Below are 20116 nucleotides of genomic sequence, written 5' to 3'. Positions count from 1 at the left end.
CCGTTTTTCCCACCGTTCTCAACCAGCCACGCGAAATTGCCGTTGACTAGGCCACCGTTATAGTACTCGGACCACCCAAATTTCACCCACAGGACTTTTTTCATTTTTTATCTAGACTGGTTATGAACTGCGGGCTCGCCGCGTATATCTATTATGCCGAGCTCCTCGACCAACTTGTCATTGGGGAGCGAGATTGCGGAGTTGCTGTGCTCGAAACCGGGCATTTCGCCCTGGAATACAAACGCAATGAAATCGGACCGCTATTGCTCGATTTCCTCGATCGGAAGCTAGCGGCGGTTGAGGGCGATGACCGATACTGCGGCGGCCCGTCAGGACCCCGCTTCCGGCTGGACCGCCATCACAAAGTCTTGTCTGAAGGATTGGGTGGACCCGAAGTCCCAGAAACCGACCAGTTCACCGCGGACATCAGCGACGACGCGAGGATAGCTGCCGTCTCCCACGATGCAACATCCGCCTACCTCAATTCGCGGCGCATCGGACAAGTCCCTGCTCCAGATCCGGCCAAACTCGTTGGTGAGCCGAATCCATCTGTCCGCGCGCGCGGCGTCCAGAGGATTGGGCCGAAGCGTCGCCGCGGTGTAGCGCCTGAGTTCGTCGCTCGCAGTCTCGTCGCCGGCAACGGGGGGCGCAAGGGCGAGGAACATCGCCTTGGCGCGCAACTGTTCGTTCTGACCGTTCGGGTCGAACGCGTCAACTGGAGATTCAGGAACCTTGTCGCCGACACTCCATGCCAGCCACAACAGCAGCACACGGAGCTGAATTGCTTCCTCGGTTTCTGCGCGGGTGTCGTCCGTCAGTGTGTCGATGAGCCGCGTTCTGGAACTGAACAAATAGCGTATGGATTCGTCCAGGAAGCGACGGCGATCGGCCTCAGGAACGAGGAACTCACGCGCCATTCGCCAACGGGGCAGGCGCTCGATACGCACCAGCTCTTTCACGAGCGAAAGTACGGCGATGAGTTGAACGACCGCTCGCGCCTTGGTGTCGGGTTGGTCGGCCTTCTTCAGCTTGAGGAGCATCCGGTTGATAAGGTTCGTCACTTTCTTGGCGACCCGCCGCGCGATTTCGGCATCTTGGAGTGCCTGGGCCTGCGCGTCAACGCATGGCGTGTCGTCCGATTGCTCTGGGCCGTCGTCCTGATTGACCTGTTCTTCCTCGGTGCGGCCTGACCTGTCCACAGGCACGGTCGGCTGCGCCTGTAGCTCCTGACCGATCTTGTGGGTCAACAGGTCGATCAGCGTGACGATATCGGCGGATTCGACCAGACGGCGACGTTTCCTGGCCTGACGAAGCTCGCTTACGCTGATTTCGAATGTGTCGGGCCGGCCGCCACTCGCTGTGCCGGCGTGCGCCGATCCACGCCGCGATCGCACTTCGTTCTGCACCTCTTCTTCGGCGGCCGGTTCGAAGATCGCATTCTCGACCGCCTTGAGCATCTCCGAAATGGTCTCACCGGACGGGTCCAATGCACCGAGCGCATCGCGAACCTGACGATGCGACGATTGCGTCTCTGCCATCAGCAAATGCGGGTGCGCGATCATCGCCCTTGCCACGCGCTCGCTACCCATGAACAAGTCGCACGCACGGACCAGCTTCATGTCGACCGAGACGGGAACGCTCAAAACGTCTCCCGTCCGAGTGGCGGCGATATTCGCTTGAATCACGTCCAGACTGTCACTCAACAGACTCGCACTGCCAAGCTCAATTGCCAGGCCTGGCGTCGCGATTCGCAGTTCGTTGGGGCTTGCCGCCACACCTATCAAGAAGGGCTCGGCAGATTCATCGGTCGTGCGTACTTCGGCGACACTTCGCGCAGCCGTGGCCTCGAGTTCGCAGGCCGAAAGCGCTGGCAGCGCGAACATGCCGAGCAAACCCAGCGCCTCTGCCGTTGCCTGTGCGTCCGGGCCCATGCGCATAACCACCGCTTCGACATTCGTGCTGTTTCGATTGCCCATCCAAGCGGGGCGGCTGGGGTTGGCGCTTCCGGAGATGAGTGCGTTCCCATCGCCATGCGTCTGCTCGATGTAAAGCGCCTTCGCATGCAGGTACTTGTCGCCGCGATTGCCGGCGTTCGTCCAGAGAAGCCTCGCGTCCACGAAACGCGCCAGCACCTCACGCATGCTTGGCAAATGCACGGTTTCCGGATCAATCGCGACGACCACGTCGGCCTGCGGCCAGCGTTCGTGCAGATAGGCGACGAAAGCCAAGTCGCTATCGAAGAACGCGCCGGTCACCCCAATCCTCCGAACTTCGCCTTTCACACGCGCGCCGATCTGCTCGATGAGCGACGCTCCTCCCGGGCATTGGTGCAACGCGACGGTCGTCGTGGCCGCGCCCGGCGCCGACAATGGCGCCACGCTTCTGGAGAAGGAAAGCACCGCTTCGATCAAGGAGGGCGGCACATGTGGCCGTGCGAGTTCGATCCATTCGCGCACCATTTGCCACACTGAGTCCAGCAAGGCGGTGCCTTCCCGATCCTTACGATCGGTCACGTGCACCCAGTTCGTGATCTCCCGGTTGTAGCCAAAGCCCGACAGCGTCAGATTGTGGCTGCCGACGAGAATCGCCGCCTTCTTTTTGCCGGCCAAAATGCAGACCTTCGGATGGAACGCCCCGGGCACGCTTACCGGCACGAGCGAATACGCCGTGCCTGCAAGCCTTGGACGGGTCGCTTCGGATTGCCAGCTCAAACTGCATTGCGCGTGATCCATCAAGACGATGTTCTGCTGACATCCTGCCGCCACCAGGCGACGCAGCACGACCTCCTCGTAAAAGGGCAGACTCGCGTTGAACGAGGTGATCAGCGATGCGTCGAAGCCACCTTCCTTGATGACATTCAAAAGGGAAATCGAATCAGCCACTGACGGCCTCCATCAACTGCTTGCCTTCCACGCTCAACGACGTCTGTTTGTCGCCATCGCGCACGACCGCGCCTATGTCCATCAAAATCTGGAACGCCTGACGAAAGCGCGGCGTGGTATTGGACGGCGCCGGTATGTTTCCATCTGTCAGTTGCAAACCGCGCTCGGAAGGACGGAAGCGAAACGTCGCCGAACTCGTGCGATGAAGTTTGCGCAATGAAACGCGCAAATGCGTATTCATGCACCACGCGACGACGTCGTAGACCACGTCGCCTAGCGGCATCTCGCGCCACGCTGCAGTTCTGAGCCGGAACGTATAGAGATTTATGGGGTAATCATGCAGCGCTTGTGGCGTGATCGCGAGCCCCTCATAGGGCGCGCGATTCAAATCGTCGCGAATAGCGAGTATCGCAAGCACCCGCATAGCCGACGCAAGCAGCGCAGAGTCGCTAGCGCGCCCCCAAGACGACACCATGTTTTGAGCTAGCGGCATCTCGTGACCGTCCGCGGACCACTCACCGAGCGCTGGCATTGCCGATTCGATGTTCGAGAGCCACGCTCCAAACGTCGCACAGCCCGTGTCGGCAACGAAGCCAGTCACGTGGTCCGATTCCTCGAATGCCTTCGCGAAGGCCTCGACCGTGTCGCACACGTAGCGCTCGCCCGCAGTCTGCGGGGACAACTTGTTCAAGGCAAGCGCGAAGATCGTCTGAACCGCAACCGATAGCAGATCGTTGCGGACGTAGACGGCCCAGTTCTCACGCGTGGACGCCAGATCGGCCGGAATGTTCCAGCCCTTCGCGCCAGGTAGCGCGTTGCCATACACGGCGGCGCGGAATACGTATTCGGCAAACTCGATACCGGGCGGCAGATTGTCGATGAGGCGCTGGATCAGCGCCAGCGAACGTTTGCGCTGAGTGCCTTCTTCGCCGTACTCACGCTGCCGGTCGAAGTAAATGTCGGTGAGCTGCTCGCGCTCGCTCGAGCCCGCATTTCGAAGATGACACGGGCAAAACGCATGCAGTTTCCGAAGGTCGGCGTCAGCGACCTCACCACGCTCGATAATGTTCCAGAAGAGGTATGCCGGCACCGACGCATCAAAGGCTTCTGCAATTGGCTTGCCGACTTCCTTGGTGAATCGAAACCATGGTTTTCTGCCGCCGTCCAGCACGCGCAAGTCAGCGAGCGTGCCCGCATAGTACTGGGAAAGTCCACCCATGCGATTCATGAAGTATCGGTCTGCGGAGTCGTTGGCGGTGAACCTGACGAGCTGCAGTGTCCCGCCGTCGAGCACTCGTTGCACCGCGCTGACCAGCTTCTGTCGACCGACCATCGCTGCGCCGTGGCGCTCGCTGATCTTGTCGGTGCATTGCGCGTGGTGTTCGGCGATCAGCGTGAACAGGCAATCGGCCCGCCGAAATCGTTCGACGAACGATGTCTCGCCCTCGTCATCCGGAAAGCGTTGAGCGAGCGACCATATGAGCCACGGATAGAAGGAGTAATAGCGTGCCCGGTCAGTGACGTTCGTGATACCCGGCAATAGCTGGCCGTAAATAAGGACGCACGGCGCCTGTGCGCCGAGGTGATCCAAGCCGCCGATGGAGTGCGGAGGTTCAACCCACGCGGTATCGACTTTCATTTCTCTCTCGCTTGATGGCCGTCTTCTATTTGAAGAACGGAATGGCGTGGCATGCGCAGCGGGTCCGTTCTGTCTGCACAATAGCCGAATCGACGGTTTCTTCTACGCTGTCGGCAGAATTTTTTAATTCTAAAGGACCGGTGGGAGAAGGATACAGTCAAGGTCGATCGGCGACTCGTTCATTGAATGCTTCGTCGTTAATAAGAGTCACGTTAGCACGGGAGATTTGAAGGTCGTCGGTGGATCGGGATCGCCGCTAGCGTCCCCTAGCAGCCGCTGGCCGGGATCGCGCTTAGCGGGCCACCGTGCACCTACCCTCCGGGGCCCCCTTCCGGCCAGCAGCAGGCAAAGGGGATGCTCGTCGGAAGGTGTCATTAAGCGTGAACACCTACAAGAAGCGCTACGGTATCAGGCCGTCAATGGAGCAGAATTGCCCTGTCTTCAAAAAGCTATAGCTAGAAAGAATCCCCCGGGCGGCCAAGGTGCCAACTACCGATCTCCCGGGACACAAATCAGGAATTGCACACGGCCATAACGGTACTGAAGCCATGGGTATCAGGCATGGCTGGCGTGAACGGTGTACCTACCGGGACTTGAACGCTTTCCACAATCCGGTTCCCGTCGTAAAAGACAAGGTGAGTAATCCGGAACGAGGACATGCGGCAGTCGAATTCCTGCTGCATGGCCATACGGTCGTAGCGCCTACCGTCCTTTAGGGTATCGTCACCTTTGATCTGGACGAACGCATTTCGATAGTTCCCCTTCAGGTTGAGACCACTCGTATTAATCTCGACAGCCGGGTCGTCTTTAAGAGGCACCCATTCGGCATGAGCACTGACCGAAGCCAGAAGGCCAAGAGCAGCGGCAACGAAAAGCTTTTTCATGATTTCCCACTTTGGGCGGCGTCTTTTCGCCGCTTCCTAACCACTGTAGGAAAGACCTCAGAGCGAGGCTTTGCATAGCCGACCGCCGGATTGACATTTCATGCCAACGGGGCCTGAGTGCAGCTCACATCGCATTTGAAGAAATCGCCCGCTATGTGATTCATCAGTAACCCAAAGTGAGACCTGAAGGCCCTACACCGCATCGCCCTCACGTTGAAATGTTGGGCCAGCCATTTCAAATGTCCGCACGAGCGTGCCTTTGTGCGGCGCAGCATTGATGGGGTGCCTTTGGCCGTTGGTCTTCCGGAACTGGACGTTGAAGCTGCCCGTGGCCCGAATGACGGCAACGGGTCGGCAAGAGCCAGTGCCGGGCCGGAGCACCCGATAACCAGGTCGCACTTCGAGGTTGGGGATGAAAGGCCAGCGAAATGTGCGCCAGGGATGCCAGCGGAGCAGTCCGGCTAATTCGCGCCTCTTTTCACGGCAGTCCGGCTAACTCCGGTTCTAAGACGGCTGAGCCGCGTCGGAATTAGGTGTTAAGTCATTGATTTATTAGGAATCGCAGTCCGGCGAATTCCGGTTCCCCGCAGGTGGGCCAACGAGCCTAGCCGAGGGTTGGGTGCACGGGGCCATTGACCGACGGCGCATCGCCGTGAAGCATTTGGCACGAAATGAGTGCGGTCGATTCGTCCGGCCCTGTCAATACCCTGCTCCGCGGCTCGCCGCGACTCGCGTGAGGTATGGCACACATATTGCGACAGGGAACACGGGCCAATGGCGGCCTTTCAACAAAGGCAAGTCGCGATGACGCGCTCCGAAAGGAGCGGCTGGGGCAATGGCGCTCCGAAGCAAGGTAACAGCGAACCGGAAACGAGGTTTGCGGCCACTTGCATCGGGGCGCTTTTTTGATTGCCGGTCAACGCAGATGCGCGTCTGTTTCGACACCACCTGCAAGGCAATGAATGAATACCGCCTCCACTCAGTCACCCCAGGCCGAAGTGTCCGCTGAGACCATCGGTGCGTTGATCAATCTTTCCGGACGGCAGCGCATGTTGTCGCAACGGATCGTGCTCCAGATGCTGCTCGCCTCAGGAGGAGATCGAACTGCCCGCGAGAGCGCTCGCAAGTGCCTGTCGATGTTCGAATCCGCGCATTCGGATCTCGTGACTGGCAATGAGCGTTTGCCGGGCGCATTCTCAGTGGCCCTCCAACAACTGTACTTCGGCAATGCGCGTGCCGATGCACGGATCCGTGAATTCATCGCACAGGCCCGGACAGCAATCGACGCGCCTTCGGCTGACACCGCCGGGGGAACATCCTCCCTCAACGCACTCGTGATGCAGGCCACGCCAATACTGGACCTGCTGCAAGCCGTCACGCAGGCCTATCAGGAGGAAATGCATGCTTGCGAGCTTGCCGTGCGCAAACGCCAGGCCGACCTCGTCGAGCGCCTCAGCAGCATTTCGATGCAGGCAAACATCGTCGCAATGAACGCGCGCGTCTCCGCGGCACGGGCGGGAGAGTACGGCAGGGAGTTCTCCGTAATCACGCAGGTGCTGGCGGACATCATTAAGGAGATGGATCAACTGGTCCGCCATCTCGTCGGCTCAAGCAACGCGTCTAAGGGCTCACCTCGACATTGACATGGAGACGACCTTGAAACGTTTCCACTGTTCCTACTGGTTGATTCTCTGCCTCGTGGGCCTTGTTTCAGCCGGGACCGCCTTCGCCGAAGCGCTGACCATCCACTCGGCGGTCAACAAGGCGGGCCGCCAGCGCATGCTTTCCCAGCGTATGGCCAAGGCATATTGCCAGGCCGGCCTTGGCGTCGAAGCGGAACGTTCGAGGAGGATCCTCGACGAGTCCGTGGCGCTCTTCGACAGGCAACTCGCGGATCTGAAGGCGTTTGCTCCCACGCCTGAAATCAAGGACACCTATGACAGGCTCGGGCAGACGTGGATCGTCTATAAGCAGTTGCTAACCGGAAGCGAGCCGAATCCAGAAAACGCGAAGAAAATCGCAATCTCCAGCGAGGACGTACTGAAACTTGCGCAGCAAGGAACCGTACAACTCGAAAGGCATTCCGGCACCGCCGCAGGCAAACTGATCAACGTTGCCGGCCGACAGCGCATGCTTTCGCAGAGAATTGCCAAGGCCAGCATGTTCCGCGCCTGGGGTATCACCTCCCCGCAGATGGCCCAGGAACTGGACAGCGCCGCCAGGGAGTTCGCGGCCGCGCAGGAGCTTCTCACCGAAGCGCCGCAGAACACGCCGGCAATCCGCAGTAAACTGCAGCTTGCTGGCTCTCAGTGGCTCTTCTTTGAAGAGGCGCTCAAACAGACCGGAGGCAGTCGCGCGGAGCAGTTGAGAAACATCGCCACGACCAGCGAGCGGATTCTTCAGGTAATGGATGACGTCACGGGCATGTACGAAGGAATGGCCAGATAACGGAATCTGTCGGCCTCGCGGAACGCAGTCCGGAGCAGATGCACAGCTTCAATCAGGCATGACCACACTTCATTGCCGCGATGCCCCTGTGTGCTGGCGGCGGGGGCCAGCTCGAAGCCGGCACGAAGTACCAGCGCGGCAATTGCTGCATCCCGTCATGCGATAAACGGCAGGCTGCGATACCGCTTGCCAGTAAGCGCCGCCACCGCGTTAGCCAATGCGGGGGCGATCGGCGGCACCGCGGTCTCACCGATACCCGTCGGCGGATCGGCCGAGGGCACGACGTGCACTGAAACCTGCGCAGGCATGTCTGCATGCGTGGCCAGCCGGTAATTGTTCCAGTTGCTTTGCTGCACCACGCCGTCCTTTAGCGTGATTTGCGCGCCTGGTAGCGTGGTGCCCAGTCCCATCAACAGGCCGCCCTGGACCTGCGCTTCGATCGTGCGCGGGTTGATTGGCATATTGCAGTGCACAGCGGCGGTCACGCGATGCACAACGGGCTGATCGCCACGCATCGAAGCCTCGACGATGTACGCCACCACGGTGTCGAATGATTCGTGTACCGCCACACCCCAGGCCCGCCCGGCCGCCAGGCGACGCCTGCCGTAGCCTGAGCGCTCGACCGCCAGGTCCAGCGCCGACATGTGCCGTTTGTGCTCGCGCAACAGCGTGCGGCGATACGCCACCGGATCAATTCCGCCCGAGCGGGCCAGTTCGTCGACCAGCGTCTCCATGACAAAGGCGGTATGCGTGTGGCCCACCGAGCGCCACCACAGTACCGGCACATTGACTTTAGGGTGATGGACCTGGAGCGCGATCGGGAACGGATAGGGGCTACCGGCCACACCCTCGACCATGGTGGAGTCAACTCCGTTCTTGACGGTGAAGGGCTCGAACGGCGTGCCCATTGTGATGGACTGGCCAACGATGACGTGCTTCCAGGCGAGAACTTTGCCCTTGCCGTCGTGGCCAATTTCCACTCGGTGCAGGTGCATCGGGCGGTAGTAGCCACCGCGTACGTCGTCTTCGCGAATCCAGATCATCTTGATCGGCTCGCGGCGACCTGCGATGTATCGCGCCCTGGCCACCTGCGCGGCCTCGAACAGATAATCCGAGGTTGGCACTGCGCGTCGACCGAAGCCGCCCCCGGCCATCATGGTGTTGAAGGTCACCTGTTCCGGCTTCAGGCCAAGTACGGCTGCAACATTGGCCTGGTCAACGGTCTGGAACTGCGAGCCGGCCCACACCGTGCACTGGTTGCCACGGAAGTCGATGGTGCAGTTAAGCGGCTCCATCGGCGTATGCGCGAGGTACGGGAAGGTGAATTCGGCCGTGATCCTGTGCGGCGCAGTGGCCAGCGCGGAGGTGTCGGCCGTGCTCACTTGCGCGCCGGGCTGCGCCGCCAACTCGCGGTAGCGTGCCAGCAGCGCGGCGCTGTCTGCCTTCTCGACGCCCGTGGTATCCCATTCCACCTGCAACGCCTCGCGCGCCACGCGTGCAGACCAGAATCCGCTAGCGACGATAGCCAGCCCGGTGGCGCCCCCGACTAGTGGCACTTGATAGATGTCTTCCACCCCCGCGATCGCTTTTGCGGGCGCTGTGTCGACGCGAGCCACTCGGGCGCCGAACACCGGCGGATGCACCATAACCACGGTGCGCATGCCGGGCAACATCATGTCGATGCCAAACTGTTGCCTGCCGTTGGACTTGTCGCGTGCGTCCAGCCGGGCGACAGGCTTGCCTATGAGCCGGAACTGCTGCGGCGACTTGAGCTGCACGTTCGCTGGCACTGGCTCAGCCAGCGCGGCCGCGGCCAGCTCGCCGTACGTGGCGCGGCGGCCGTCGGGCGCACTCACCACGCCCGAGTCGGCCTTCAGCTGCGCGGGCAGGACACCGAAGCGCTTGGCGGCCGCGGCAAGCAGCATTGCACGCATGCGCGCGCCGACCTCGCGATACTGCGTCCAGCAGTTCTTCATGCTGGTCGAGCCGCCGACCATCTGCATGTGAAAGACCGGATCCTTGTAGGCCTCGCCGGCGGGGGCGAGCTGGCAGCGCACCTTGCTCCAGTCCGCGTCGAGCTCCTCTGCCACGATCATCGGCAAAGCCGTCTGCACGCCTTGCCCGAATTCGAGCTTGCCGATGGTGACGGTCACGGTGCCATCGGCGTCGATACCGACAAAGGCCGATGGCGGGACCAAGGGCGTGGGCGATTCGGACGAGGCACCACCAGCCGTCTGCGCGCCCACCGGAAAAGCGCAGAGCGCGAAGCCGGAACCAAAGCTCAGTTTCAGGAATGTCCGTCGGTCGACGCCGCCACTTGCCTGCTGCATGCGTATCATGGCTTCTCCTCAGCCGATGGACTTTGCCGCGTCCTTGACCGCAGCGTGGATGCGCGCGTAGGTGCCGCAGCGGCACAAATTGGCGCTCATGGCGCGGTCGATGTCGGCGTCCGTCGGACGCGGATTAGCCTTGAGGAGCGCCACTGCGGACATGATCTGGCCGCTCTGGCAATATCCGCACTGCGCAACATCGTGACGGACCCAGGCTTCCTGCACCGCGCGGCCTACCTTGTCGTCGCCGATAGCCTCGATCGTGGTGAGCTGCCGACCGGCGACAGAGGATATCGGTGTCACGCACGCCCGACGCTGCTGTCCGTCGACATGGACGGTGCACGCCCCGCATACCGCGATGCCGCAGCCGAATTTGGTCCCGGTCAGAGCCAGCGTGTCGCGCAGCACCCAAAGCACCGGCATGTCGCCAGGCACATCAACTTCCTGTGTCTTGCCATTTAGTCGAAATGAGATCATGGCTGGCTCCCGTTGCCTGCGCGCGCCGTGTTTGTCATGACGCCCGAGCGCGCGATCTCGCGCAAATCCTTCACCAATGTCTCGTCAGCAGCGGCGCGGGTTGGCCCCACCGAGGTACGCAGTGGTTCGCGCGTATCGCAAGGTGCGCCATTGCGGATCCACGTGCGCACCTGCTCGTCAAAAGCTGCCTTGTCCAGCGGCGGCAAAGTGCGGCCCGGCCCCGGCTGCCAGCCCCAGGCAACAAGGTGGTCTGTGACCATATGTTCTTCGAGCATCGCGAGCGAACGTCCGCCGTTGGCTTTTGGATCGCGAAACACCTTGCACAGCGCAGGGCCGTTGAGTCCAAGCCAGGACATCTTCATCTTCGCCGGTGGCATGTGCCATCCTGGTTGGCCATCGGTATCCAGCCCGGGTGGCGCATGCGCGAGCGGGCTGTTCTGCGTGCCATGGCAGGTGGCGCATTGCAGCGGTGCAACTCCTTTGCCGTCGGCGCCGCGCTGCACCACGGGATAGTGCGTCGCCTTCGCGTCGCCCTGCAGTGGGCCGTCGGGCACATGGCAATTCAGGCAGCGGGGATGCAGTAGGACGCGTTCGATGTTGGCAAAGGCTTGCAAGCCAGCATTGCGATCGGGCGCCGCCGACACCTGCGTGGGCTGGAATGTGCCGCCGGGGCCTGCCGCGCAGACGACGGTGGACATTGCCATGGCATAAGCGGCCGTAACGCGGCAAAGGGAGACTGGACGAAAGTCCACGCGGGAGTTTGTCTCCATATGTCCTCCTTCGGCGTCCGACTCGATTTGTTGTAGTGCCTGATGCGATCCTTGGCAAGACGCGGCCTTACTTTCAACAATCGCAGGCCCTCGTCGGCGCTGACGGCCGACAGGCTGCCGTCCTGGTAACAGCTTGCGCCCAGTGGAAAAGCCGGTTGGGATTCACGCCGTGCCGGCGCGCACCATCGACACTTTCTTGCCCGGCTCACAGCAAGCAGCACCCCCATGGCCTATGCCGAGGCGGGGTCGGCGAGCCGGCGACGCCAGCCATTGCTACTGCGCTCGCGCGGGCCGGTCAGCTACCGCGCCTGAACGCCAGCGGGTGCGCGTGATGGCGCGCCTCGCTACAATGGCCCCCGGGCAATCCATTGCCAGGGGGCCGAATGTCCGAGACGCCTGACACCTGCGCCGCGCCGCGCCGCATCGCCGCCACTGCCGGCCGGCGCGCCGTTTGCTGAAGCCGGCCATGGAGATCGCGCTGGCGCTGTCGTGGCTGACGCTGGTGGCCTGGTGCGGACTGGTCTGGCTGCGCGCCGGCTTCTGGCGCGTGCACAAGCCGGCCGCCGCGCCGGCGCCGGCGCAATGGCCCGACGTGGTCGCCATCATCCCGGCCCGCAACGAGTCCGCGGTGATCGCACGCGCGGTGGCCGGCGTGCTCGGCCAGCGCTATCCGGCGCGGCTCACGCTGGTGGTGGTCGATGACCACAGCCAGGACGGCACCGCCGATCTCGCCCGCGCCGCTGCCGCGACCACCGCGCGTCCGCAGGCGCTTGCGGTGGTCGGCGCGCGCGAGCTGCCGCCCGGCTGGAGCGGCAAGGTCTGGGCCCAGTCCGAGGGGCTGGCCGAAGCGGACGGCATCGCTGCGCATGCCCGCTATGTCTGGCTGACCGATGCCGACATCTGGCACGGCCCCGGCGTGCTGGCATCGCTGGTGGCGCGCGCGGAGCACGAGCGGCGCGACCTGGTCTCGCTGATGGTGCGGCTGCGCTGCGAATCGGCGTGGGAAAGGCTGGTCGTGCCCGCGTTCGTCTTTTTCTTCGCCAAGCTCTACCCCTTTGCGCGCGTGCGAGACCCACGCTCGCGCGTGGCGGCGGCGGCGGGCGGCTGCATGCTGGCCCGGCGCGCGGCGCTGGCGCGCATCGGCGGCTTTGCCGCGATCCGCGGCGAGCTGATCGACGACTGCAGCCTGGCGGCGCGCATCAAGCCCGGCGGCGCGATCCGGCTGGACCTGGCCGACGACAGCCTGTCGCTGCGCCCCTATGACGACTGGCGCAGCCTGTGGGACATGATCGCGCGCAGCGCCTATACGCAGCTGCGCTATTCGCCGCTGCTGCTGGCGGGCGCGGTGGCCGGCATGGCCCTGACCTACCTGGCGCCGCCGCTGCTGGCGCTGGCCGGCGGCTGGCGGCTGTGGCCGGCGTGGCTGGCATGGGGCGCGATGGCGTTCGCCTACCAGCCGATGCTGCGCGAGTACCGCCAGCCGGCGTGGCTGGCGCCGCTGCTGCCGGTGACGGCGCTGTTCTACCTGGGCGCCACCATCGACTCGGCGCGGCGCTACTGGCTGCGCCGCGGCGGGCAGTGGAAGGGGCGCGCGCAGGCGCCGGTGCGCTCCTGAGCCGTAGCGCTCACTTGCCCCTCATTTGCCGCTCACTTGCCGCTCACTTCCCCAGATATCCCTGCGTGCGAAACCACGCCAGCGCATCGCTCAACCCTTCGCGATACGGGCGCGGCGCATAGCCCAGCAGCCGGCGCGCCTTGTCCGACGTAAAAAACATCCGGTACCGCGACATGTTGAGCGCGTCGACCGTAACGAACGGCTCCTTGCCAGTCACCCGCGCCGCCGCTTCCGCCGCGCGCGCCAGCGGATACAGCGGCCAGCGCGGCAGCTGCATGACAGGCGGTCGCCGGCCGCACAGCACGGCGATATCGCCCAGCATCTGCTGCAGCATCACGTCGTCGCCACCCAGGATGTAGCGTTCGCCGATTCGACCGCGCTCCAGCGCCAGGAAATGGCCCTCGGCAACATCGTCCACATGCGCCAGGTTCAGCCCGGTATCGACAAAGGCCGGGATCTTGCCGGTCGCCGCCTCGACGATGATGCGGCCGGTCGGCGTGGGCCGGACGTCGCGCGGTCCGATCGGCGTCGACGGGTTGACGATCACCGCGGGCAAGCCGCGCTCGGCCACCAGCCTTTCGACCACGCGTTCGGCCAGCACCTTGCTGCGCTTGTAGGCGCCGATGGCCTCGTGCGGGTGCAGCGCCGCGGTCTCGTCCACCGGCGCCTGCGCGCCGGCGACGCGCAGCGTGGCGACGCTGCTGGTATAGACCACGCGCTCGACGCCGGCGCGCTGCGCGGCCTCCATCACCGCCAGCGTGCCATCGACATTGGTGCGCACGATCTCCTCCGGATCGGGCGCCCACAGCCGGTAATCGGCGGCGACATGGAACAGGTAGCGCACGCCCTGTAGCGCGGCGGCCACGGCGGCGCCGTCGCGCATGTCGCCTTCGGCCACCGTCACCGGCAGGCCGGCCAGATTGGTGCGCGGACTCTGCGGGCGTACCAGCACGCGCACGCTGAAACCCCGCGCCAGCGCCTGCCGCGCTACCGCTGATCCGAGGAAACCCGAAGCCCCTGTCACCAGCACGTCATCGTTTCTCGTCATAAAGCCGATTTCCCAGAGAGGCACAAGCGCCGCAAAGGCGGCCCGGAGCGCGCGTCGTCTGGCCCGCCGTGCGGCGGCGCTGCCAGACAAAGCGCGCGTGTCGGGTATATAGTAACCATCGTGCGACGGAAATGTGATCCTGATGGATCTCCGGTGCGGCGCCGGACGTGATCGCAAATCCTGCCATCCCAATTGCTGAAACCCGTTGCAAAGGGTCAGGGGGTCTACTTTATGCAGGTGATTCTGGCTCAACCCCGCGGCTTCTGTGCCGGCGTGGTGCGTGCGATCGAGATCGTCGACCGCGCCCTCGTCAAGCACGGCGCGCCGGTGTTCGTGCGGCATGAGATTGTGCATAACAAGCACGTAGTAGAGGGGTTGAAGGAGAAAGGTGCGCGTTTTGTCGAAGAACTCGACGAAGTCCCGGCCAACGCCGTGACCATCTTCAGCGCGCACGGCGTTTCCCGCGCGGTGGTCGCCGATGCCAGCCAGCGCCAGCTGCATGCCATCGACGCGACCTGCCCGCTGGTGATCAAGGTCCATACCCAGGGCCGCCAGTACGCTGCCAGCGGGCGCACCGTGATCCTGATCGGCCATGCCGGCCATCCCGAGGTGGAAGGCACCATGGGCCAGATCCCGGGCAAGGTGATCCTGGTCCAGAACGAAGCCGAGGTCGAGCAGCTCGACCTGCCGCCCGAAACGCCGGTGGCCTACGTCACGCAGACCACGCTGAGCGTTGACGACACCCGCAACATCATCGCCGCGCTGGCCCGCCGCTTCAGCAACCTGGTCGGCCCCGATACGCGCGACATCTGCTACGCCACGCAAAACCGCCAGAGCGCCGTGCGCGACCTGTGCAAGCTGGCCGACGTCATCCTGGTGATCGGTGCGACCAACAGCTCGAACTCCAACCGCCTGCGCGAGATCGGCACCGAAAGCGGCGTGCCCAGCTACCTGATCGCCGACGGCAGCGAACTGGACCCGGCCTGGGTGCGCGACGCCAATGTGGTCGGCATCACCGCCGGCGCGTCGGCGCCCGAAGAAATGGTCGAGGACGTGATCGCCGCGTTGCGCAAGCTGGGCCCGGTCGAGGTCACCACCATGGCCGGGCGCGAGGAGCATGCCGAATTCCGCCTGCCCGCCGAACTGGTCGACGTCAGGCCGTCCGCCGCGCCGCGCAAGGCTGGCAAGGCTGCCGCCCGCTCCGAGGCCGACACCGCGCCTGCCGCTGCCGGCACCAACGAGAATATCGCCGGCTAAACCCAAACAGAGGAAGCTGCCTTGGCCATCCCGCTCCTGCAGGTCGCCCGCGTGGGCGCCTACATCGTCGGCAAGCATTTGTCGCGGCAGAAACGCTACCCGCTCGCGCTAATGCTGGAGCCGCTTTTCCGCTGCAACCTTGCCTGCTCCGGCTGCGGCAAGATCGACTATCCCGATCCCATCCTGAACCAGCGCCTGTCGGTGCAGGAATGCCTCGACGCGGTCGACGAGTGCGGCGCGCCGGTGGTCTCGATCGCCGGTGGCGAACCGCTGCTGCACAAGGACATGCCCGAGATCGTGCAGGGCATCATCGCCCGCCGGCGCTTTGTCTACCTGTGCACCAATGCCCTGCTGATGGAGAAGAAGCTGGACCAGTACCAGCCCAGCCCGTACTTCATCTGGTCGGTCCACCTGGACGGCGACCGCGAGATGCACGACCGCTCGGTATGCCAGGAAGGCGTCTATGACCGGGCCGTGGCAGCGATCCGGCAGGCCAAGGAACGCGGCTTCCGCGTCAATATCAACTGCACGCTGTTCAACGATGCCGAGCCCGAGCGCGTGGCCAGGTTCTTCGACTCGGTCAAGGCGCTGGGGGTGGACGGCATCACCGTGTCGCCGGGCTATGCCTATGAGCGCGCGCCCGACCAGCAGCATTTCCTGAACCGCGGCAAGACCCGGCAGCTGTTCCGCGACATCCTCGGCCGCGGCCGCGCCGGCAAGAACTGGGCCTTCAGCCAGTCGACGCTGTTCCTGGACTTCCTGGCCGGCAACCAGACCTACCACTGCACGCCGTGGGGCAACCCGGCGCGCACGGTGTTCGGCTGGCAGCGGCCGTGCTACCTCGTCGGCGAGGGATACGCCAAGACCTTCCGCGAGCTGATGGACGAGACCGACTGGGACGCCTACGGCACCGGCAACTACGAGAAGTGCGCCGACTGCATGGTGCACAGCGGCTACGAGGCCACCGCGGTGGCGGATACCTTCGCCCATCCGCTCAAGGCGCTGGGCGTCAGCCTGCGCGGCGTGCGCACCAGCGGGCCGATGGCACCGGACATTGCGCTGGACCGGCAGCGGCCGGCGGAATACGTGTTCTCGCGCCACGTCGAGATCAAGCTGGAAGAAATCCAGCGCGCGAAGCCCCCCGCCAATCAGGGCCGGCAGGCAGCAAAGGCAAACAGCGCCGCCACGCACTGATCCCGGAACCGTGCGGTGAAGCTGCCGGGGCAGGCGCTGGGGGAACGGATGCGCAGGTCTCGCTGGCGCTCGGTGCCGGCTAGCGCGCGCGAGGCGGAGAACGCCTAGTTGGCGTTCTGCCGGGCGTTGTGCGTGGTCAGGTAGTTCACCAGTCCGTCCACGCCGCCGCGCGCGACGATATCGGCGAACTGCTTGCGATACACCTCGATCAGCCACGCACCCAACATGTTGATGTCATAGATGCGCCAGCCGGCGGCGGTGCGCTGCAGCCGGTAATCGATCTGCATCTCGTCGGTATTGGTGATCACGCGCGTCTGCACCACCACGTCGGAGGCGTCGCTGCCGGCTTTGGACGGCTGGTAGCGGAACCTGACGTTCTGCTCGCGCAGCTGCGCCAGCGATACCGAGTAGCTGCGCACCAGCAGCGTCTCGAACTGCTCGTAGAGCTGCTTCTGCTGCTCGGGCGTCGCGCTGCGCCAGGCGCTGCCCACCGCCAGCCGCGTGGTGCGCCGGAAATCGGCATAAGGCAGGAATTGCTTGCGCACGACCGCGGTGATCTTGGCGAGGTCACCGGCGCGCGTGTCGGGGTTGGACTGGATCGTGCCTATCACGCCTTCGACCACCGCCTGCACCAGCTTCTCGGGGCTGGCGCCGGGCTGGACCGCCTGGGCGTGCGCCGTTGCAACCATGACCACCGCCGCGAGCGGCACCAGGGGAAGCAGAGCGTAACTCTTCATGGATCTCGTGCAGGAAGGACAGTGTGGCCGCGCGTGTATGGCGCATGGCTGCCAGGCGCGATTTGCAGGTGCAATTTGCAGGTGCGCGGCCAGTATAGCGGAACACTCCGGCCCCGCATCGGGCCCGCATGCCGCATGCGCCACGCCACCAGCCGATATACTCGCGGTTCGTGCTCCTTCCGGATCCGCCCATGCTGACTTCGCTGCTGACACGCATCGTCCGGCTCGCCACGGCCTGGCCCTGGCGGGTCATCATGCTGGCGGCAGTGCTGAGCGCGGCAAGCGGCGTCTACGTGGCACGCAACTTTGCGATCAACACCGACATCGGCCGCCTGCTCGAATCGGACGCGCCGTGGGCACAACGCAATGCCGCCATCGGCGCGGCCTTCCCGCAGCGCAACCAGCTGATCCTGGCGGTGGTCCAGGCCCCCGCGGCGGAGCTGGCCGATGCCGCCGCCGACGCGCTGGCCGAGGCGCTGCGCCGCCAGCCGGCAAGCTTCACCGCCGTCAGCCAGCCTGGCGGGGGTGCCTTCTTCGCGCGCAACGGGCTGCTGTTCGCCAGTCCCGACGAAGTCCGCCAGTTGTCGCAGCAACTGCTGCAGGCGCGCCCGCTGATCGGCGCGCTGGCGCACGACCCCACGCTGCGTGGTCTCTCCGATACCCTCACCACCACGCTGACGCTGCCGTTGCAGATGGGCCAGGTCAAGCTTGGCGACATGGCGAAGCTGCTCGGCAGCAGCGCGCGGGCACTGGACCAGGTGCTGGCCGGCAAGCCCGCGGCGCTGTCGTGGGCCGGACTGGTCAACGACAGCCTCAAGCCCGGCCCGGACGGCCATGCCTACAGCTACGTCGCCGTGAGTCCGGTGCTCGACTACGGCGATCTGCAGGCCGGCGCCGCGGCCTCGCGCGCGATCCGGCAGGCGGCTGCCGACCTGCAGCTGGCGCAGCGCTACCAGGCGACGGTGCGGCTGACCGGCCCGCAGGCGCTCGCCGACGATGAATTTGCCTCGGTCAGCGACGGCGCCGTGCTCAACGGCATGCTGACCGTGCTGGTGGTGGTGCTGATCCTGTGGCTGGCGCTGCGTTCGGCGCGGCTGATCGTGGCTGTGCTGGCCAGCCTGTTCGCCGGGCTGCTGATGACCGCGGCGCTGGGACTGGCCATGGTGGGCGCGCTGAACATGATCTCGGTGGCGTTCGCGGTGCTGTTCGTCGGCCTCGGCGTGGACTTCGGCATCCAGTTCGGCGTGCGCTACCGCGCCGAGCGCCATGACCGCGACCACGTGGTCGAGGCGCTGGGGATGGCCGCGCACGCGGTCGGCACCCCGCTGGCGCTGGCCGCGGCCGCGACCGCGGCGGCGTTCTTCTGCTTCCTGCCGACCGATTACCGCGGCGTGGCCGAGCTCGGCCTGATCGCCGGCGTGGGCATGCTGGTCGCGTTCGCCACCACCTTCACGCTGCTGCCGGCGCTGATCTGCGTGCTGCGGCCCGGCGGAGAAGCCGAGGCGCCCGGCTTTGCCTGGCTGGCGCCGGCGGACCTGTTCTTCGAGCGCTACCGCAAGCCGGTGCTGCTGGTGACGCTGCTGGCCATCCTGGCCGGCGCACCGCTGCTGCGGAATCTGCGTTTCGATTTCGACCCGCTGCACCTGAAAGACCCGCAATCGGAATCGATGGCGACGCTGCTGGCGCTGAAGGACGCGCCGCAGGCCGGCACCGAGAACGTCAGCGTGCTGGCGCCGTCGCTGCAGGCGGCGCGCGACAGCGCCGCACGGCTCGCGGCCTTGCCGGAGGTGGCGCGCGCGGTCACGCTGCAGAGCTTTATCCCCGACGACCAGCCGCCCAAGCTGGAGGCGATCGCTCAGGCATCGGCCGCGCTGATGCCGGGGCTCACACAGCCCACCGCCACGCCCGCGAACGATACCGCCCGCGTCAATTCGCTGCGCAACGCGGCGCGCCAGCTCGCCATCGCCGCCGACGAGCATCCCGGCCCCGGCGCGGCCGAAGCCGCGCACCTGTCGGCCACGCTGAAGAAACTCGCCGGCGCCAACGCCGCCACGCGCGACCGCGCCGAGCGCGCGATCGCGCTGCCGCTGCAGCTGGGGCTGGCACGGCTCAGGCTCGCGCTCAGCCCGCTGCCGGTCAGCCGCGAAACGCTGCCGCCTGGACTGGTGCGCGACTGGATCACGCCCGATGGCCGCGCGCTGGTCAGCGTCAGCCCGAGGCTGCCGCCGGCCGGCAGCGCGCAGCGCGAGGCCGCGCTGGACCGCTTTCTCGCCGCGGTGCAACGCGTGGACCCTGCCGCCACCGGCGGGCCCATCGCCGTGCGCGGTTCGGCCGACACCATCATGACGGCGTTCGGGCAGGCCGGCGTCTGGGCGGTGCTGTCGATCACGCTGCTGCTGTGGATCACGCTGCGCCATTTCGGCGACGTGCTGCGCACGCTGGTGCCGCTGCTGGTGTCGACCATCGTCACGCTGGAGCTGTGCGTGCTGTTCGGCATTGCACTGAACTTTGCCAACGTGATCGCGCTGCCGCTGCTGCTGGGCATCGGCGTGGCCTTCAAGATCTACTACGTGATCGCCTGGCGGCACGGCAAGACTAAGCTGCTGCAATCGAGCCTGACCCATGCGGTGCTGTACAGCGCCGCCACCACTGCCACCGCGTTCGGCAGCCTGTGGCTGTCGCACCATCCCGGCACCGCCAGCATGGGCAAGCTGCTGGCGCTGGCGCTGACGTGCACGCTGGTGGGCGCGGTGTTCTTCCAGCCGATCCTGATGGGCCGCCCGCGCGAACAGGCGCATCCTGGCCACGACAAACCCGCCACGCCTTCACCATGAG

The 20116-nt window shown here is 64.9% G+C and carries 14 protein-coding genes; 6 read left to right on the top strand and 8 right to left on the bottom strand.

All coding sequences use genetic code 11. From position 1 onward, the window contains the following. Positions 1-329: 329 nt before the first annotated feature. From VSR71_RS20850 to VSR71_RS20840, 3 genes are all read right to left on the bottom strand, one after another. Positions 330-2882 (bottom strand): hypothetical protein, encoded by a 2553-nt coding sequence (locus VSR71_RS20850; RefSeq protein WP_342915741.1) that lies wholly within the window; start codon positions 2880-2882, stop codon positions 330-332. Beyond that, positions 2875-4521: a hypothetical protein gene (locus tag VSR71_RS20845; RefSeq protein WP_342915740.1), complete on the bottom strand. Its 1647-nt coding sequence runs from the start codon at positions 4519-4521 to the stop codon at positions 2875-2877. Before VSR71_RS20845 ends, VSR71_RS20850 begins: the two co-directional genes overlap by 8 nt. 512 nt (positions 4522-5033) lie before the next feature. Beyond that, a complete protein-coding gene (locus tag VSR71_RS20840; RefSeq protein ID WP_342915739.1) occupies positions 5034-5405 on the bottom strand; it encodes a hypothetical protein in 372 nt (123 codons plus the stop codon). 962 nt (positions 5406-6367) lie between these two features. Here VSR71_RS20840 and VSR71_RS20835 point away from each other — a divergent pair. Together VSR71_RS20835 and VSR71_RS20830 are read left to right on the top strand one after the other, a co-directional pair. Then, on the top strand, positions 6368-7048 hold the full coding sequence (locus VSR71_RS20835; RefSeq protein WP_342915738.1) for a type IV pili methyl-accepting chemotaxis transducer N-terminal domain-containing protein: 681 nt from the start codon (positions 6368-6370) through the stop codon (positions 7046-7048). Positions 7049-7061: 13 nt separating this feature from the next. Continuing rightward, positions 7062-7853, top strand: a complete 792-nt coding sequence (locus tag VSR71_RS20830) for a type IV pili methyl-accepting chemotaxis transducer N-terminal domain-containing protein (RefSeq protein WP_342915737.1) — start codon at positions 7062-7064, stop codon at positions 7851-7853. Between the two features lie 155 nt (positions 7854-8008). Here the strand turns inward: VSR71_RS20830 and VSR71_RS20825 are convergent, their stop codons facing one another. Genes VSR71_RS20825 through VSR71_RS20815 form a run of 3 tightly spaced genes read right to left on the bottom strand, consistent with a single transcriptional unit; the run spans position 8009 to position 11358 of the window. Continuing rightward, positions 8009-10183, bottom strand: coding sequence for a molybdopterin cofactor-binding domain-containing protein (locus VSR71_RS20825; RefSeq protein WP_428979444.1), 2175 nt, complete (start codon positions 10181-10183; stop codon positions 8009-8011). Positions 10184-10201: 18 nt separating this feature from the next. Next, positions 10202-10660, bottom strand: a complete 459-nt coding sequence (locus VSR71_RS20820; protein WP_342915735.1) for a (2Fe-2S)-binding protein — start codon at positions 10658-10660, stop codon at positions 10202-10204. Then, complete coding sequence (locus tag VSR71_RS20815; RefSeq protein ID WP_342915734.1) at positions 10657-11358, bottom strand: hypothetical protein; 702 nt, start codon at positions 11356-11358, stop codon at positions 10657-10659. Before VSR71_RS20815 ends, VSR71_RS20820 begins: the two co-directional genes overlap by 4 nt. A gap of 538 nt (positions 11359-11896) precedes the next feature. Here VSR71_RS20815 and VSR71_RS20810 point away from each other — a divergent pair. Then, positions 11897-13045 carry a glycosyltransferase gene (locus tag VSR71_RS20810; RefSeq protein ID WP_342915733.1) on the top strand — a complete coding sequence of 383 codons (1149 nt, stop codon included), beginning with the start codon at positions 11897-11899 and terminating at the stop codon, positions 13043-13045. 43 nt (positions 13046-13088) lie between these two features. Here VSR71_RS20810 and hpnA read toward each other — a convergent pair whose 3' ends face one another. Continuing rightward, positions 13089-14093 (bottom strand): hopanoid-associated sugar epimerase, encoded by a 1005-nt coding sequence (gene hpnA, locus VSR71_RS20805; protein WP_342915732.1) that lies wholly within the window; start codon positions 14091-14093, stop codon positions 13089-13091. Positions 14094-14324: 231 nt separating this feature from the next. Between hpnA and ispH the strand changes: the two genes are divergently transcribed. After that, positions 14325-15350: a 4-hydroxy-3-methylbut-2-enyl diphosphate reductase gene (gene ispH / locus VSR71_RS20800; protein WP_342915731.1), complete on the top strand. Its 1026-nt coding sequence runs from the start codon at positions 14325-14327 to the stop codon at positions 15348-15350. Between the two features lie 21 nt (positions 15351-15371). Beyond that, complete coding sequence (gene hpnH / locus VSR71_RS20795; RefSeq protein ID WP_342915730.1) at positions 15372-16544, top strand: adenosyl-hopene transferase HpnH; 1173 nt, start codon at positions 15372-15374, stop codon at positions 16542-16544. Positions 16545-16648: 104 nt separating this feature from the next. On the opposite strand, the gene VSR71_RS20790 is transcribed toward hpnH, so the two are convergent. Continuing rightward, positions 16649-17281, bottom strand: a complete 633-nt coding sequence (locus VSR71_RS20790; protein WP_342915729.1) for an ABC transporter substrate-binding protein — start codon at positions 17279-17281, stop codon at positions 16649-16651. Positions 17282-17472: 191 nt separating this feature from the next. On the opposite strand from VSR71_RS20790, the gene VSR71_RS20785 reads away from it, so the two are divergent. Beyond that, the gene (locus tag VSR71_RS20785; RefSeq protein ID WP_342915728.1) at positions 17473-20115 is read left to right on the top strand and encodes an MMPL family transporter; all 2643 of its coding nucleotides are present in this window, start codon (positions 17473-17475) and stop codon (positions 20113-20115) included. The last annotated feature ends 1 nt before the right edge of the window (position 20116 follow it).

Origin of the sequence: Cupriavidus oxalaticus (assembly GCF_038900635.1) — a bacterium.
GTDB classification, from domain to species: Bacteria; Pseudomonadota; Gammaproteobacteria; order Burkholderiales; family Burkholderiaceae; genus Cupriavidus; species Cupriavidus oxalaticus_B.
Note: the sequence above shows the minus strand (reverse complement) of the source record. Positions and strands in the feature narration are given on the sequence as shown.

Coding starts and splice junctions, on each gene's coding strand:
- VSR71_RS20845 (WP_342915740.1), bottom strand. CDS start 4,521: ATGAAAGTCGATACCGCGTGGGTTGAACCTCCGCACTCCATCGGCGGC.
- VSR71_RS20840 (WP_342915739.1), bottom strand. CDS start 5,405: ATGAAAAAGCTTTTCGTTGCCGCTGCTCTTGGCCTTCTGGCTTCGGTC.
- VSR71_RS20835 (WP_342915738.1), top strand. CDS start 6,368: ATGAATACCGCCTCCACTCAGTCACCCCAGGCCGAAGTGTCCGCTGAG.
- VSR71_RS20825 (WP_428979444.1), bottom strand. CDS start 10,183: ATGCAGCAGGCAAGTGGCGGCGTCGACCGACGGACATTCCTGAAACTG.
- VSR71_RS20820 (WP_342915735.1), bottom strand. CDS start 10,660: ATGATCTCATTTCGACTAAATGGCAAGACACAGGAAGTTGATGTGCCT.
- VSR71_RS20815 (WP_342915734.1), bottom strand. CDS start 11,358: ATGTCCACCGTCGTCTGCGCGGCAGGCCCCGGCGGCACATTCCAGCCC.
- VSR71_RS20810 (WP_342915733.1), top strand. CDS start 11,897: ATGGAGATCGCGCTGGCGCTGTCGTGGCTGACGCTGGTGGCCTGGTGC.
- hpnA (WP_342915732.1), bottom strand. CDS start 14,093: ATGACGAGAAACGATGACGTGCTGGTGACAGGGGCTTCGGGTTTCCTC.
- ispH (WP_342915731.1), top strand. CDS start 14,325: ATGCAGGTGATTCTGGCTCAACCCCGCGGCTTCTGTGCCGGCGTGGTG.
- VSR71_RS20790 (WP_342915729.1), bottom strand. CDS start 17,281: ATGAAGAGTTACGCTCTGCTTCCCCTGGTGCCGCTCGCGGCGGTGGTC.
- VSR71_RS20785 (WP_342915728.1), top strand. CDS start 17,473: ATGCTGACTTCGCTGCTGACACGCATCGTCCGGCTCGCCACGGCCTGG.